This is a genomic window from Robertmurraya mesotrionivorans (genome assembly GCF_050971805.1).
In the GTDB taxonomy this organism is placed as follows: domain Bacteria; phylum Bacillota; class Bacilli; order Bacillales; family Cytobacillaceae; genus Robertmurraya_A.
Window position 1 is genome coordinate 1 of sequence record NZ_JBPCCH010000007.1, and the last position, 14248, is coordinate 14248.

Below are 14248 nucleotides of genomic sequence, written 5' to 3' on the forward strand. Positions count from 1 at the left end.
AAATTTTATAATTATGAAAGATTACAAAAAAGACTAAACGGCCTTAGTCCCTTAGAATACAGGGCTAACGCCGCTTAATGTCGTTTTTTTATTTCCGCTGTCTACTTGACGGGGGGCACTTCACAAACCACGTCATTTTTTCTATTTACAAATGATCTGTCTCTTTTGAAAATGATTTTTTTCCTGCTGTTCTGTTCTTTTCTTCTAACATTTTTTTCTCATGTCTGAGTGCATTTTTGTCTTGTGCTTTTTTATCATTATCTGAAGTATGTGGCATAACAATCCCCTTTCCTAGATAAAACAATCTACCTCATAATACAAGGCTTCTTTTAGTTTCTGTTGGAAAAAGAGAAGTATGCAAGTTACGAATGAAGCTTATTTAGAAAGAATATGGCAATCGTTCCTGGCCCTGTATGTGACCCAACTGCAGCCCCAATATCTGAGATATAAACATCTTGAGGTGAGAATTCGTCAATAATCATGGATCTCATTTCTTCCACGGTTGCTTTGTCATCTGCATGACTAATTCCGATAACTTGCTTATCAAAAGACTCTCCACGTTCTTTCATAACTTCAATGATCCGACGCATTAATTTTTTCTTGCCTCGTATTTTCTCAATAGGGACGAGTTTCCCGTCTTCCACATTTAAGAGAGGTTTAATATTTAACAGACCTCCAACGAAAGCAGATGCTTTAGAAACCCTTCCACCTTTAGCTAAATGGTCAAGGTCATCAACAGAAAAGAGATGTTCCATATGCTTACATAGAAATGCTGAAGACTCAATGACTTGTTCCTTAGTAGCACCTTTTTTTAGGAGTTTCGCTGCCTCCATAACAACCAACCCACATCCAAGTGATGCACATTTTGAATCAATAATGGTCAAGTCAAGATCAGGATATTGTTCTTTCACTTGGTCACGTATCAGCACCGCTGTTGAATACGTTCCTGATAATTCAGAAGAAAAGGCTATGTATAGACCAGATTCGTTATTTATGGCTAGCTCGGTAAAGTGTTTTTCAAATACAGCTGGAGACACCTGAGATGTTTTGGGAAGGTCTCCGTTTCGAATGGAATCGTAAACTGTTTCGGGATTAATCGTTAGTAAATCTTCGAACTCCTGCTCCTTTACATGTACCTTTAACGGTAACATGGTTACATTATGTTCAGCAAAAAAGTTAAGCGGCAAATCGCTAGCAGAATCAGCCATTAATTTAATCGACATGCCTATCACACTCCAATAACTATGTAATCTTATCTTTAGTTTAAAGAAATTATAGGTGAATTACAATTAAATGCAGGGGAGTTTGCTCATAATAGGGAAAATAGAGTTTTTGAGGAGGGGAATGTCATTGATTTATCTGCATACGAAAAAAATAATCATTGTGACCATCGGAGCGATATTAAATGCAGTGGCAATGAATTTTTTCTTAATCCCGGCTAATGTATACTCCAGTGGTTTCGTGGGAGTAGCACAGCTAATATCAAGTGTCTTTGGAAATTTCATGACAACTGGGGTTTGGTTATTTATTCTTAATCTTCCTGTGACCATTTTAGCTTGGAAAAAGGTAGGTCGATCGTTCACCATCTACAGTTTTATTAGTGTATTTCTAATGTCTTTTTTCTTAGAAATCGTCCCAATCATCAATGTTTCTAAAGATATTTTACTAAATGCGGTTTTTGGAGGAGTTATTGCAGCTATTGGAACAGGGATTACCTTAAAGTGGGGAGCGTCTACAGGAGGAATGGATATAGTCGCGATGGTTTTATCGAGAATGAAGGATAAGCCTGTTGGAACCTATTTCTTTATTTTAAATGGAGCAATCATTGTAACCGCAGGTTTTTTATATGGATGGGAAAAGGCCTTATACACGCTAGTCACTTTATATGTTTCTACAAGGGTGATAGATACCATTCACACTCGTCATGAAAAGCTGACAGCCATGATTATAACTAAAAAGTCGGATGAAATGAAACAAGCCATTCATTCAAAGCTTGTTCGAGGGATTACAACTGTACCTGCAAAGGGTGCATTTACAAACGAAAATAAAGAAATGCTAATAACAGTCATTACTCGTTATGAATTATTTGATCTCGAACGAATCATTAAGTCAGTTGATCCCAATGCCTTTACTAATATTGTTCAAACAGCAGGGATCTTTGGTTTCTTTCGAAAAGAATAACTACAGGAGGGAAAATCATGAAAAAATTGCTTTTTATGCTCACCATCATATTTATGCTCATTCCAACAATTGGATATGCAAAAGAAGAATCTGCTTTTAAAAATATTATCGTAGATGGGGGGAGTGGAAATTACAAAGTACGAGGGGATGCTCATATTGGGAAAAATTATTTTTATTATTCCGTAGAAGACGGACATACCCAATTTATCGAAGAAACAAAAATTCAAACAGGAAAAGCCTTCGGTGACGCATATCCTTTTGTTATTACAGTCTCGATCCCAAAGGAGAAACTTCCGAAAAATGGCACCTTAATTATGAATTTGTATACGAAATCCGAAAAGGGTGAAATTCAACAATCACACCCAGTAGTTCTAGAGGTGTTTGAATAAAAAGGAAGGCTGACTTACTCGTCAGCCTTCCTTTTTATATTTCTAGCTCGTTTTGCATTTCTCGCAGTTGCGCTTGTTCAGCTACAGTGGAGTTAGCATATGCAGAAGATAAAGCATTTTTGGCTCTTGCAATCGCTTCATACTGGCCGCTGCCCGATGCGTTTTTGGCGAGGTCAACTGCTTTTCTGGCTTCGATAAATAGTCTGTTTCCCATTATATACCACCAAGTGATGATTCTTTCACATTAGCCATCTTTTGTGCTTCTGCCTCTGCATACGTTGTGTGATATGGGATACGATCGTCATGCTTGGATACTGCATCTACACCTTGTTGTACAAAGCGTTTTGATTTATTGCGTTTACCCATTGCAAATCCCTCCATATCCGAGCTATTTTGAAGTAACAGGCTTGCTACCTCAAGAGTTAGTATGCTCACTAATTTGCTCGCTTACTAGAAGAAAAAATGGGAGGGTTTGTATATATTGTTACAATGCTTTTAAGTTTAAATAATCATTTAAGTAGATAGCAATTCCATCTTCCTCGTTAGTAAGTGTAACCTCATTAGCAAGGTTTTTTAGTTGCTCAATGCCATTGCCCATTGCAACTCCCCGACCAGCATACTCAATCATTTCAAAATCATTATCCTCATCCCCAAACGCAATAATTCTTTCCTTTGGAATATGTAGGAATTCGGATACCTTTTTTAGGCCAACCGCTTTGTTCAAACCTGATTTCACAATTTCTATTACATGCCATGGATCAGCCCAACGACGATGATCAATCACCTCTGCATGAACAGCGGATAAATGCTTTCGGATTTCCTGCACCTGCTCTTCTTCTGTGTGTATGAGCATACTAGTTGGTGATTCTTTTAAGAATCTTCGTAAATCACCTGTTGTAATATTCGGTTTTCCTAAACCGAATATATCTAGAAGTTTTTCATCATGATAATGAAAATACACATCGTCAATGACTTCAGCAATAATATTATGAAAGGAAAAAGAGTCCAGTGCCTCAACAATATCCTTTGCCACTTCTATATCTAAAGGGGTATGATATGCTCCCCACTGGTTGGAACGGGGATGGTGAATAAATGCACCGTTAAAATTTACAATTGGAGTCGTAAGGTTTAATTCATGGTAATACATTTCACTTGAACGGAATGGCCTTCCCGTAGCAATCATAATTTCATGTCCTTGTTCTCTGGCGCTATTAAGGACTTTTTTCGTTTTTTCAGAAATGGTCTTATCGTCTTTTAATAAAGTACCATCAAGGTCTAAAGCAATTAAATGTTTTTCTCTCATGTCTATCCCTCGATTCATGACGTAGTAGGTTAAGTGTAAACCTTTAGGAAAATACTTGTCCACATGATACACTAAAATATAGAAATTCTTAATAAATAAATGTTGTACATATTCTTATGTTAACAATATTGCTTCCCTTCTGTAAAAAAATTCAACTTATTATTGGAGGTTTTCTTTGTGATTTCTGTTGAAAATAAACAAATAGGGGAGATTCCATTATTACATTTGGCTCGTGCGAACCTTTTTGATAAGAAGCTCCCTCTCGTGATTTTTATCCATGGGTTTATGAGTGCGAAGGAACATAATTTGCATTATGCCTATTTACTGGCTGAAAAAGGGTTTCGTGTGTTACTACCTGACTGTCTATATCATGGGGAGAGACAGACGGAAGAAACTAGTTCCCATTTGCAGTTTTATTTTTGGGAAATTGTTTTACAAACCATTTCAGAACTAAATGATTTGAAGAAGCACTTTGAAGATAGCGGGTTGATTGACTCTGAAAAGATTGGTGTTGTTGGAACATCAATGGGAGGAATTGTTACTCTAGGTGCATTAACAAACTATCCATGGATTCATACTGCTGTTAGTCTAATGGGTATGCCTTATTATGAAAAGTTTGCTAAAGCGCAAATTACAGAGCTAAAAAATCAAGGAAAAGAACTGCCAATTGAGCAGTCAGCTATTGATGAATTAATTGATCGTCTTCGTGAAAAGGATTTAAGCCTCCAACCGGAAAAATTAATGGGAAGACCACTTTTATTTTGGCATGGAAAAAGGGACAATGTTGTTCCGTATGCATATGCGTATGATTACTTCGAAAGCATTAAGAAACATTATCAACAAACCCCTCAGTTACTACAGTTTATAAGTGATGAAAAAGCGGATCATAAGGTCAGCAGAGATGGACTGTTAAAAACGGTTGAGTGGTTTGATAAGCATTTACTTTCATCAAGTATGATGTACGTCACTTCAGCAGAAAAATAATCATTATATTATAACTTATGTAAACCATTTTGTTATCATGTAAATAGAGTTGAACTTTAAGGAGTGATTATAATGGATCAAGATTTAAAAGATAGTATTATGGGGGCCTTGGAATTAGTTGTTGACCCAGAGCTTGGAATAGATATTGTGAACCTTGGCCTTGTTTATGATATTGAGATGGACGAAGAAGGCACAGCGACCATCACAATGACGTTAACTTCAATGGGTTGTCCTTTAGCAGGTGCTATTGTGGAAAATGTGAAAGAGGCTCTAAGTGATATTCCTGAAGTAAAAAAGACAGAAGTAAATATCGTCTGGAGCCCACCGTGGTCTAAAGAAAGAATGTCAAGATACGCAAAGATTGCGCTTGGAATTCGATAGGACGGAAGCTAACCGCTCGTGCGGTTAGCTTTTTTGTATAATAAAAAGTTACGCAAGAAATGTGATTGTGTGAGCTAGTTCACTTATTTCAGGAGAAGATCCCTATACAATAGACATATATGATTCATAAAAGTTGTGCTTTGTCAGGAGGTCCTCATTGTGATAGTCAGTCGAGACTTTAACAAAGATCCGTTTATTGTTATATGGGAGTTAACGAGAGCTTGTCAGCTAAAATGCCTTCACTGCCGTGCAGAAGCACAGTATAAAACAGATCCAAGGGAATTAACCTTTGAAGAAGGTAAAAAATTAATAGATGATATATATGAAATGAATAATCCTATGCTCGTATTTACAGGCGGAGATCCGCTTTTGAGAAAAGATGTTTTTGATATTGCCGAATATGCTGTGAAAAAAGGTGTGCGCGTATCAATGACACCAAGTGCCACACCAAATGTTACGAAAGAGTCAATCAAAAAAGCCAAGGAGGTAGGTCTTTCACGATGGGCCTTTAGTTTAGATGGTCCGACTGCTGAAATACATGACCATTTTCGTGGCACAGCAGGCTCATTTGACTTAACCATAGAAAGAATTCAGTACCTCCATGAACTTGAAATACCGATTCAAATCAACACGGTGATCTCTCGTTACAATTATGAATACCTTGACGAGATGGCTGCACTAGTTGAGAAGCTGCAATGTGTTTTGTGGAGTGTCTTTTTCTTAGTACCAACTGGTAGAGGGCAAGAAAAAGATATGATTTCTCCAGTAGAGCATGAAAAAGTATTTATCTGGCTTCAGGAGCTGAGCAAACGCGTACCTTTTGATATAAAAACAACAGCCGCTCAACATTATCGACGTGTGTTTATTCAGCAAAAAATGAAAGAAGAGAAGAAAAAGGAAAATATATCTTATTTGGATGCGTTAACTAGACAAGGCTTGACAGGAAGTATTGATGGATTAGGGAGAGCTCCCAAGGGGGTTAATGACGGAAATGGTTTTGTATTTATTTCTCATATCGGGGATGTGTACCCGAGTGGGCTGTTACCAATAAAAGCAGGGAATGTGCGGGAGCAGCCGTTAGCCGAGATTTACAGAGAATCTCCGATATTTAAAGATTTAAGGGACCCTGATAAATATAAAGGGAAGTGTGGCGTATGTGAGTTCAGATATGTGTGCGGAGGCTCACGCTCAAGAGCATATGCCATGACAGGAGATTACCTAGAAAGTGAACCATTTTGCGTTTATGTGCCAAAGGCTTTAAGATCAAAGAAAGCATAAAAATAAGAGTGCAGAAATCTCTGCACTCCAATTTATTCAATACTGCAATAAACCTTTGGACAATTTTCACAACCAATTTCGTCTCTTAAATATTGTAGATTATGAACGATGATTTTGCTCTTTTTTATAGATATAATTTGTTCTTTTTTTAGTTCATTTAATATGCGATTAGTACTTTCACGGGAAGTTCCACAAAAATTGGCAAGTTCTTGGTTCGTTAGTGGAAGATCGATAAGGATCCCGTTTTGTACCTCTATACCATAACTATTTGTCATACGGATCAGAGTAGAGTATAATGCGCCTTTTTTTCCGTTTAAAACGAGATCACGGAACTTCGTTTGCGTTTTTCTGAAATGATCGCTCATCCATTTTAAAAACTCTAAAGCAAGAGAACTGTTTTGAAAGATTTCTTTCTCAAGGACATCCTTATTAATTGCAGCAATTTCTGCATCTTCAAGTACTCTGGCGCTAAGCAAATATTTAGGGGAATGAGTAAAAAGTGTTAGTTCTCCACAAATATCATTTTTACCGCAAATCCTTAATGACAGCTCCCTGCCATCGGATGTGATTTTACTAATCTGTACTTTCCCTGACAGAATGACGTACATTTCCTCTGCTTCCATTCCTTCTTGAAAGATAAAAGTATTCTTTTCCCCAATAAAACGGCGGTCAGCCAGATGAAGAAGTTCTTTTATCTCTAATGAATGAGTTTCTTTTACAACTGCTGACATCCGGATTCACCCTTTTTTAGACATAAATGATTCTATCATCTACAATGAGGGCAATAAGAATTGTTGTCAATAACTTCACGAATGATGTAACAATATGTTCACGTTTAATAAAATAGTTATGTTGTAAAGTGGTTTAACGTTATAATAAAATAAACTACAATGCATGCAAGATACTCTTGCGATGGAGTTGATTATCATGAATAAAATTACTGATCAATTAAACCGTCCGTTACGAGATTTAAGAATATCGGTTATCGATCGATGCAATTTCCGGTGTCAGTACTGCATGCCAGCAGAGGTGTTTGGTCCCGATTTTGCTTTTTTACCTAGAAAAGAATTACTTAGCTATGAAGAAATTGAGCGTTTGGCTTATATATTTGTGGGACTTGGAGTGGAAAAAATACGCCTCACAGGTGGCGAGCCTCTCCTTCGAAAACAGCTTCCTTTGCTTGTTGGGAAGCTCTCCAAAATAAAGGGCTTAAAGGATATTGGCTTAACAACGAACGGTGTTCTTTTACCAAAGTATGCTGAGGAATTAAAGGATGCTGGTCTTAAGAGGGTAAATGTAAGTCTTGATAGCTTGAATGACGAGCTTTTTGGTGAGATTAATGGTCGTGGTGTGAAAACTGGACCTGTAATAGAAGGAATTCATGCGGCCCAAAAAGCAGGGCTAGGTGTCAAACTGAATATGGTTGTTAAAAAAGGATTAAATGATCAAGAGATTGTTCCTATGGCACAATTTTGTAAAGATAACGGCCTTCAACTCCGTTTTATTGAGTACATGGATGTAGGTAGTACAAACGGATGGAAAATGGATGACGTTGTGACCAAAAAGGAAATTTATGAACGATTGAATGAGCATTATTTGTTAGAGCCCGTTGATCCCGATTATTTTGGAGAAGTTGCAAAGCGATATCGATACAAGGGTTCAAACGTAGATGTCGGATTTATTACTTCTGTTTCTGAGTCGTTTTGCTCTAGCTGTACTCGTTCGAGACTTTCTGCTAATGGACAGCTCTTTACTTGTTTGTTTAATGGGAACGGACACGATATTCGTGACTTTATGAGAAGCGGTGTCTCTGATTCGGAAATTGAACAAAGAATTACTGAAATTTGGAATGGAAGAAATGATCGTTATTCGGATGAAAGAACAGAAGAAACAATAGCAAATAGAAAGAAAATTGAAATGTCCTATATTGGAGGATAAACAAAAACTACTTCTGGCGAGAAGTAGTTTTTGTTTTTGTTAATAGTCAAGAATGTATAAGTTTTTGAACTTTGAGTAGTGTCTAGCTCCAGCGCCTAGCTCCTCGGTGGAATAATCTAATGCCATTATTCCTTGGTCATAAGCCAAAGCCCTACAGAGGTCAGGACCTCTTTCGGTCTCCGTCTTATGCCTGTCGGAGCTTACCAAGGCGCTTGCGCTTTTCTTATGAGTTGTATCTAGGGAACAAAATATTGTTTTCAAGGTGAACATGCATAAATGTATGTTCTTCTAATAATTCAAGTCTTTTGTATACTAGACGGTACGTACCACAAGCATCCATTGGTGGTTGGAAGTCGGATGTAATATCTCTTAGTTCCTTCAAAATAGCTCCAGCATGATCATGTTCTTTTTCTAATTCTGTTATCTCTTTAATCATTTCGTTACGAGTTTCACCAGTGGTAGTATCAAGCTTTTGTAGCATTGGAAAAACGAGTTCTTCTTCTTTTGCTGTGTGTTCAAGCAATTCCTTTTTTAGTTCGTAAAATAGTTCGTATACCTTTAACAATTCTGGGCGATGTCCACCATGGACCTTTGCAACCTTTGTTACGTAAGGACTTAAGTTAGCGAGTTCTTCTTCTAAAGGACGGTGATAATGTTCAATCACATGGTTAATAATTACGTCAGATGCTGAATCTGTCCATACTGCTACATCTTCTTTAGATCCTTTATACGTATCAAAAAGCTGTTGAAGCTCTTGAATAATTTCATTAACATCTACTGATTTTTCAGAAGCAGCTTGGTCTAAAGGAATATTCCCACCACAGCAAAAATCAATTCGGTTTCTCTTAAACACGTCAGCTGCTTTTGGAAATTCATTTACTATATCTTTTACTAATGAGTCAGTTTGAAATGGATATGTCATTTTAATTGCCCTCCAAAAATACTTTTTATTTACAAATTAAGAATAAATGATTTTGACTTACTTTAAGGTGATGTGAATCACACTTTCAAATAAATGTTTTCTATTTTCTTCAAATTGTTATGGGAAGTGCGCTAAAATAAGTTATTAGTGATGTTTGTCCTGTTTTATGGATATTTGAATGTTTATAATTACACAGGTGAACAGAGGACCTTACCATATAGGAGTTGATTTAATTGGTCGAAAAAAGAACGCCGATACAAGTTGGTGAAGCGGTAAAGAAAGTGATGTCGTATTTCTTACCGGGTAAACAAGAATTAGTTTCTATAAACGAGAGTTATGGCCGATACCTTTCAGAGGATTTAGTCTCAACGTCAGATGTTCCCCACTTCAATCGTTCTCCTTATGATGGTTTTGCTATTCGTTCGGTTGATTCAGCCAATGCTTCACTTTCCAACCCTGTTGAATTCGAAGTGGTTGATCATATTGGTGCAGGATACGTTTCGAATAAGGAAATCGGTGAATTCCAAGCAGTTCGCATCATGACAGGTGCACAAATGCCTATGAATTGTGACGCAGTTGTCATGTTAGAACTCGCAAAAACGAGTGAAAAGAACGGAAAATCATATATGTCCATTAAGCGATCTTATAAACCAGGAGATAATGTTTCTTTTGCGGGAGAGGATGCGAAAAAGGGAGAAGTCCTTGTAAAAAGAGGAACAAAAATCAATCCCGGGATTCAAGCGATGCTTGCAACATTTGGCTATAAGGATGTACCTGTTGCTAAAAAACCTATAATTGGATTATTTGCCACTGGTACAGAACTGCTTGAGGTAGAGGATGAATTACAGCCGGGGAAAATCCGAAACTCTAATACCCACATGATCATTGCTCAAATCGAGCGTTCTGGGGCCGAAGTAAGGTATTTCGGGAAACTTCCTGATGATTTTGAATTATGCTATGAATCCATTAGAAGTGCCATAGTAGAGGTTGATTTATTGATAACTACTGGGGGTGTCTCGGTTGGAGACTTCGATTATTTGCCTCAAATTTATAAAAAGTTAGGGGCGGATGTCCTATTTAATAAAGTAGCTATGAGACCTGGAAGTGTTACTACTGTAGCACATTTAGATGGGAAAATTTTATTTGGGTTATCTGGAAATCCTTCCGCTTGTTATGTAGGGTTTGAGTTATTTGCGAGACCAATCATTCGTACCATGCTGTATTGTCCGAAGCCACATTTAAGAAGAGAAAAGGCCGTTCTAGAAGTTGATTTTTCAAAAGCAAACCCGTTTACTCGTTTTGTGAGGAGTAAAGTAACAATCGCTGATGGAAAGTTAGTGGCTGCACCTAGTGGAGTAGACAAATCAAATATCGTGATGAGTTTGGCAGGGGCCAATTCATTTATTATCCTGCCAGGTGGAACAAGAGGGTATGAAGCGAATACGATTGTTGATGTCTTACTGTTAGAAGATTATGAAGGTAGCGAATGGCCGTGGTAAACCCCGTAATTGTACAAGTAGTTGGTTTTCAAAACAGCGGAAAAACAACCTTTGTCAAAAAACTACTACAAGAACTATCCAAGCAAAATATATATGTAGCTACAATTAAGCATCATGGGCATGGTGGTAAACCTGACGTAATTGAAAAAAAGGATTCGTCGGAGCATATACATTCTGGTGCCTTTGCCTCATTAGTTGAGGGAGAAGGAAGACTTCTTCTTCAAGTAGAGAAGGATGAATGGAATATACAAGAACAGATTCATATTTTATGTAGCATGAATCCAGAGGTTATTGTAATAGAAGGGCATAAAAATGAAAGATATCACAAAATTGTCCTTTTACGAAATAAAGAAGATTTTAATGCTCTTAAAAGTTTAGAGCGTGTGATGGCGTTTGTAAGTTGCGAACCGTTACAAATAAATACGAAAATTCCCATTTGGAACGAAACCGATACAATGACCTGGCTTTTACAATATATAAATGAACAAAGGAAACAAGGAAACTGCAAAGTGTAAAAGTGCTTTGCAGTTTTTTGCACTGTGATTCAATTCACTTACTAACACCCTTCATTCTTTTATAGTATAAATAGCTACAACACTAGGAGTGAGGACAATGAAATTATTTTTACCAAAACAGCATGGTGCATGGGCAATGTTAATCATCCCTTTTTGGTTAGGTGTGATTGCTTCCAACTTCCTTTGGCAGCATATCCCTTTCTTTGTGGGTTGGTTACTACTATATTTGGCGACATATCCTATGTTGCTATTATTTAAAAGAAAGAAACTCTCTTTGTATAAAAAATGGACAATTATCTACATGCTACCGGCTTTGTTTTTTCTGCTTTTTCCTTTGTTGACAAGGCCTTCTATTATTCTTTTTGGACTGATCATGATCCCGTTTTTTTGCATAAATGCGTATTTTTCTAGCAAAAACAACGATCGTGCACTAACGAATGATTTAAGTGCCATTATCGTATTTGGAATTGCTGGCTTAGCAAGTAGCTTTTTAGGGGAGGGAGTAATTAGTTTCAAAGCGTGGCTTGCCTTTTTCTCTTCTATTCTCTTTTTTACAGGAAGTACATTCTATGTAAAAACCATGATTCGCGAGAAAAAGAGTGAAGTATACAAACAAATCTCATGGGGATATCATTTGTTGGTGTTCATACTTTGGCTGATTGTTGGCTATTGGATCTTTGCATTAGCTAGCTTGCCAAGCTTGCTTAGAGCCATTTTTTTCTACGGGAAGCCTTACTCAGTAAGAAAAGTAGGGATTTTAGAGATAGTAAATGCTGTTTTATTTTTTGGAATGATGACAGTAGCGTTACTCGTATCATAAATAAAAGCACTCGGTGTTTCATCTGCCGAGTGCTTTTAATCAATTTTACAAATATCAATTGGACAATCTTCACAATCAATCTCATCTCTTAAGAACATCAAATTATGGATAGTAATTATTCCTTTATCAATGGAGATGATGTTATTCTTTCGTAATTCACTTAACAAGCGATTGGCAACTTCCCTGGATGTTCCACAAAAATTAGCTATCTCTTGATTGGTCAAGGGCTGATCTATGACAATGCCATGTTCACGAACAATTCCGTAACTATTGCATAAACGAATGAGTGTGGAGTACAATGCCCCTTTTTTACCGTGAAGAATAAGGTCTCTAAATTTTGTTTGGTTTCTCCTGTGCTGACCGTTTAACCATTTCATAAATTGTAAAGATAAAGAATGATCCTTGCTAAGCTTTTCCTCTAAATCGCCCCTATGAATGACTGCAACCTCACCATCTTCTACTATCTTTGCGTCCAACATGTACTTAGGTGAAGCACAAAACAAAGGAATCTCCCCAATAAGCTCTCCAGTAGAGCACATACGAATTGTCAGTTCTCTTCCATCTGGGACCATTTTGCTGATTTGGATCTTTCCTTTTAGTACGACAAATAACTCCTCAGCCTTTTGGCCTTCTTGAAATAAATAATTTCCTTTTTCAATCTTACGTGTATACCTTGCCACTTGTATAAAATCCTGTAGCTGTATGGAAGTATTCATGGAGATGTCACCCACCTGACCGCTTTGCTAGCCACTTTAATTAACTAGTCTAACTGTAAAAAGAAAAATCATTTTCGTCAACCTTAAAACCTCCCAATAGGAGTAATTGTTTATACAGAAGTTTTGTTAGAAGTACTAACATTAAAAATAATCTAAAAAAAATGAAAATAGTTTAAAAAATTGGTTGATTTTATTGTTAGCTATTTTTATAATAAGGTACATTAAAACTTATAAAAATTAAATCGAATGATTAAATATGCAATAATATTCAGGAAGGGGTAAGGAATGAAAGTATCAATTATCGGAACAACCGGATATGGTGGAGTTGAGTTGCTCCGTATATTGCACTCACACCCTGAATTCGACATACATTCCATTCATTCAACAAAAGAAGAAGTTGCTATTTCAGATGAATATCCACATCTTTATGGAATTATTGATAAAAAAATGAGCAGCATTGATGCTGATAAAATTGCTGAAGAAAGTGATTTAGTCTTTTTTGCTACTCCATCAGGGGTTTCATCAAGCCTCGTTAATCAATTTATTGGAAAAGATATTAAGGTCATTGACCTATCAGGGGATTTAAGGTTAAAGGATTCTTCTGATTATCTAAAATGGTATAAAAAAACTCCTGCAAATGAGACCATTGTTGATGAAGCTGTATATGGATTAAGCGAATGGAATAAGGAGCAGGTAAAAGCGGCAAATTGGGTCGCCAATCCCGGATGTTATCCAACAGCTACTTTACTTGGGTTAGCTCCTGTTGTAAAGGAAGGGTTAATTGACCCAAGGAGTATTATCGTTGATGCGAAATCAGGAACCTCTGGGGCAGGGAGAGCAGCGAGTCGAGCAACATTGTATGCAGAGGTAAATGAGAATTTTAAAATTTACAAGGTGAATGAACATCAGCATATTCCAGAAATTGAGCAACAGTTAATGCTCTGGAATAGTGAAATTCAGCCAATCACCTTTAGCACTCATCTTCTTCCGTTAACAAGAGGGATTATGGCCACGATGTATGTCCAGCTTTCAGCAGATTGGGAGACAGAAAGAGTTATAGATTTATATCAATCGTATTATGAAAATGAGCCGTTCGTCCGAGTAAGACCACAAGGCTATTTTCCATCAATCAAGGATGTATCAAGTTCGAACTATTGTGATATAGGTTTACACGTTGATAAGAGAACAAACCGATTAACAATCGTATCGGTAATCGATAATTTAATGAAGGGTGCTGCAGGGCAGGCCGTACAAAATGCAAACATAATGTTTGGTTTGGAGAGTCATTCAGGTTTGAAGTTTATGCCACTGTATCCGTAATA

Annotated in this window: 18 protein-coding genes; 10 read left to right on the top strand and 8 right to left on the bottom strand. The window is 37.0% G+C overall.

The genetic code is table 11. The annotated features are described in order from the left end of the window. Nucleotides 1–145: 145 nt before the first annotated feature. Nucleotides 146–277 (bottom strand): DUF3941 domain-containing protein, encoded by a 132-nt coding sequence (locus ACRX5O_RS12730; protein ID WP_433906307.1) that lies wholly within the window; start codon nt 275–277, stop codon nt 146–148. A gap of 85 nt (nt 278–362) precedes the next feature. Next, nucleotides 363–1223, bottom strand: coding sequence for a DegV family protein (locus ACRX5O_RS12735; RefSeq protein WP_433906308.1), 861 nt, complete (start codon nt 1221–1223; stop codon nt 363–365). 127 nt (nt 1224–1350) lie between these two features. Between ACRX5O_RS12735 and ACRX5O_RS12740 the strand changes: the two genes are divergently transcribed. Both ACRX5O_RS12740 and ACRX5O_RS12745 read left to right on the top strand, forming a co-directional pair. Beyond that, a complete protein-coding gene (locus ACRX5O_RS12740; RefSeq protein ID WP_391557734.1) occupies nt 1351–2181 on the top strand; it encodes a YitT family protein in 831 nt (276 codons plus the stop codon). 17 nt (nt 2182–2198) lie between these two features. Then, entirely contained in the window at nt 2199–2570 is a 372-nt protein-coding gene (locus ACRX5O_RS12745; protein WP_433906309.1) for a Gmad2 immunoglobulin-like domain-containing protein, read from the top strand. A gap of 34 nt (nt 2571–2604) precedes the next feature. Here ACRX5O_RS12745 and ACRX5O_RS12750 read toward each other — a convergent pair whose 3' ends face one another. From ACRX5O_RS12750 to ACRX5O_RS12760, 3 genes are all read right to left on the bottom strand, one after another. After that, nucleotides 2605–2784 (bottom strand): DUF3813 domain-containing protein, encoded by a 180-nt coding sequence (locus ACRX5O_RS12750; RefSeq protein WP_433906310.1) that lies wholly within the window; start codon nt 2782–2784, stop codon nt 2605–2607. Beyond that, the gene (locus tag ACRX5O_RS12755) at nt 2784–2936 is read right to left on the bottom strand and encodes a hypothetical protein (RefSeq protein WP_162927704.1); all 153 of its coding nucleotides are present in this window, start codon (nt 2934–2936) and stop codon (nt 2784–2786) included. The genes ACRX5O_RS12750 and ACRX5O_RS12755 overlap by 1 nt, the downstream gene beginning before the upstream one ends. 118 nt (nt 2937–3054) lie before the next feature. Beyond that, the gene (locus ACRX5O_RS12760; protein ID WP_433906311.1) at nt 3055–3873 is read right to left on the bottom strand and encodes a Cof-type HAD-IIB family hydrolase; all 819 of its coding nucleotides are present in this window, start codon (nt 3871–3873) and stop codon (nt 3055–3057) included. A gap of 177 nt (nt 3874–4050) precedes the next feature. Between ACRX5O_RS12760 and ACRX5O_RS12765 the strand changes: the two genes are divergently transcribed. The 3 genes from ACRX5O_RS12765 to ACRX5O_RS12775 all read left to right on the top strand — a co-directional run bounded on the left by ACRX5O_RS12765 (nt 4051) and on the right by ACRX5O_RS12775 (nt 6516). Then, nucleotides 4051–4857: an alpha/beta fold hydrolase gene (locus ACRX5O_RS12765; RefSeq protein ID WP_433906312.1), complete on the top strand. Its 807-nt coding sequence runs from the start codon at nt 4051–4053 to the stop codon at nt 4855–4857. A gap of 72 nt (nt 4858–4929) precedes the next feature. Then, nucleotides 4930–5238: a metal-sulfur cluster assembly factor gene (locus ACRX5O_RS12770; RefSeq protein ID WP_433906313.1), complete on the top strand. Its 309-nt coding sequence runs from the start codon at nt 4930–4932 to the stop codon at nt 5236–5238. Nucleotides 5239–5397: 159 nt separating this feature from the next. After that, nucleotides 5398–6516 carry a TIGR04053 family radical SAM/SPASM domain-containing protein gene (locus tag ACRX5O_RS12775; RefSeq protein WP_433906314.1) on the top strand — a complete coding sequence of 373 codons (1119 nt, stop codon included), beginning with the start codon at nt 5398–5400 and terminating at the stop codon, nt 6514–6516. A gap of 32 nt (nt 6517–6548) precedes the next feature. On the opposite strand, the gene ACRX5O_RS12780 is transcribed toward ACRX5O_RS12775, so the two are convergent. Next, the gene (locus tag ACRX5O_RS12780) at nt 6549–7247 is read right to left on the bottom strand and encodes a Crp/Fnr family transcriptional regulator (RefSeq protein ID WP_433906315.1); all 699 of its coding nucleotides are present in this window, start codon (nt 7245–7247) and stop codon (nt 6549–6551) included. Between the two features lie 196 nt (nt 7248–7443). On the opposite strand from ACRX5O_RS12780, the gene moaA reads away from it, so the two are divergent. Further along, nucleotides 7444–8454: a GTP 3',8-cyclase MoaA gene (gene moaA / locus ACRX5O_RS12785; protein WP_433906316.1), complete on the top strand. Its 1011-nt coding sequence runs from the start codon at nt 7444–7446 to the stop codon at nt 8452–8454. Between the two features lie 223 nt (nt 8455–8677). Here moaA and ric read toward each other — a convergent pair whose 3' ends face one another. Beyond that, nucleotides 8678–9376: an iron-sulfur cluster repair di-iron protein gene (ric, locus tag ACRX5O_RS12790; RefSeq protein ID WP_433906317.1), complete on the bottom strand. Its 699-nt coding sequence runs from the start codon at nt 9374–9376 to the stop codon at nt 8678–8680. A gap of 233 nt (nt 9377–9609) precedes the next feature. Between ric and ACRX5O_RS12795 the strand changes: the two genes are divergently transcribed. From ACRX5O_RS12795 to ACRX5O_RS12805, 3 genes are all read left to right on the top strand, one after another. After that, nucleotides 9610–10875 carry a molybdopterin molybdotransferase MoeA gene (locus tag ACRX5O_RS12795; RefSeq protein WP_433906318.1) on the top strand — a complete coding sequence of 422 codons (1266 nt, stop codon included), beginning with the start codon at nt 9610–9612 and terminating at the stop codon, nt 10873–10875. Beyond that, entirely contained in the window at nt 10863–11390 is a 528-nt protein-coding gene (gene mobB, locus ACRX5O_RS12800; protein ID WP_433906319.1) for a molybdopterin-guanine dinucleotide biosynthesis protein B, read from the top strand. The genes ACRX5O_RS12795 and mobB overlap by 13 nt, the downstream gene beginning before the upstream one ends. Before the next feature lie 97 nt (nt 11391–11487). Further along, on the top strand, nt 11488–12210 hold the full coding sequence (locus ACRX5O_RS12805) for a YwiC-like family protein (RefSeq protein WP_433906320.1): 723 nt from the start codon (nt 11488–11490) through the stop codon (nt 12208–12210). Nucleotides 12211–12245: 35 nt separating this feature from the next. Here ACRX5O_RS12805 and ACRX5O_RS12810 read toward each other — a convergent pair whose 3' ends face one another. Continuing rightward, nucleotides 12246–12926, bottom strand: coding sequence for a Crp/Fnr family transcriptional regulator (locus tag ACRX5O_RS12810; RefSeq protein WP_433906321.1), 681 nt, complete (start codon nt 12924–12926; stop codon nt 12246–12248). Nucleotides 12927–13211: 285 nt separating this feature from the next. Here ACRX5O_RS12810 and argC point away from each other — a divergent pair, with 285 nt between their 5' ends. Next, the gene (gene argC / locus ACRX5O_RS12815; protein ID WP_433906322.1) at nt 13212–14246 is read left to right on the top strand and encodes an N-acetyl-gamma-glutamyl-phosphate reductase; all 1035 of its coding nucleotides are present in this window, start codon (nt 13212–13214) and stop codon (nt 14244–14246) included. The last annotated feature ends 2 nt before the right edge of the window (nt 14247–14248 follow it).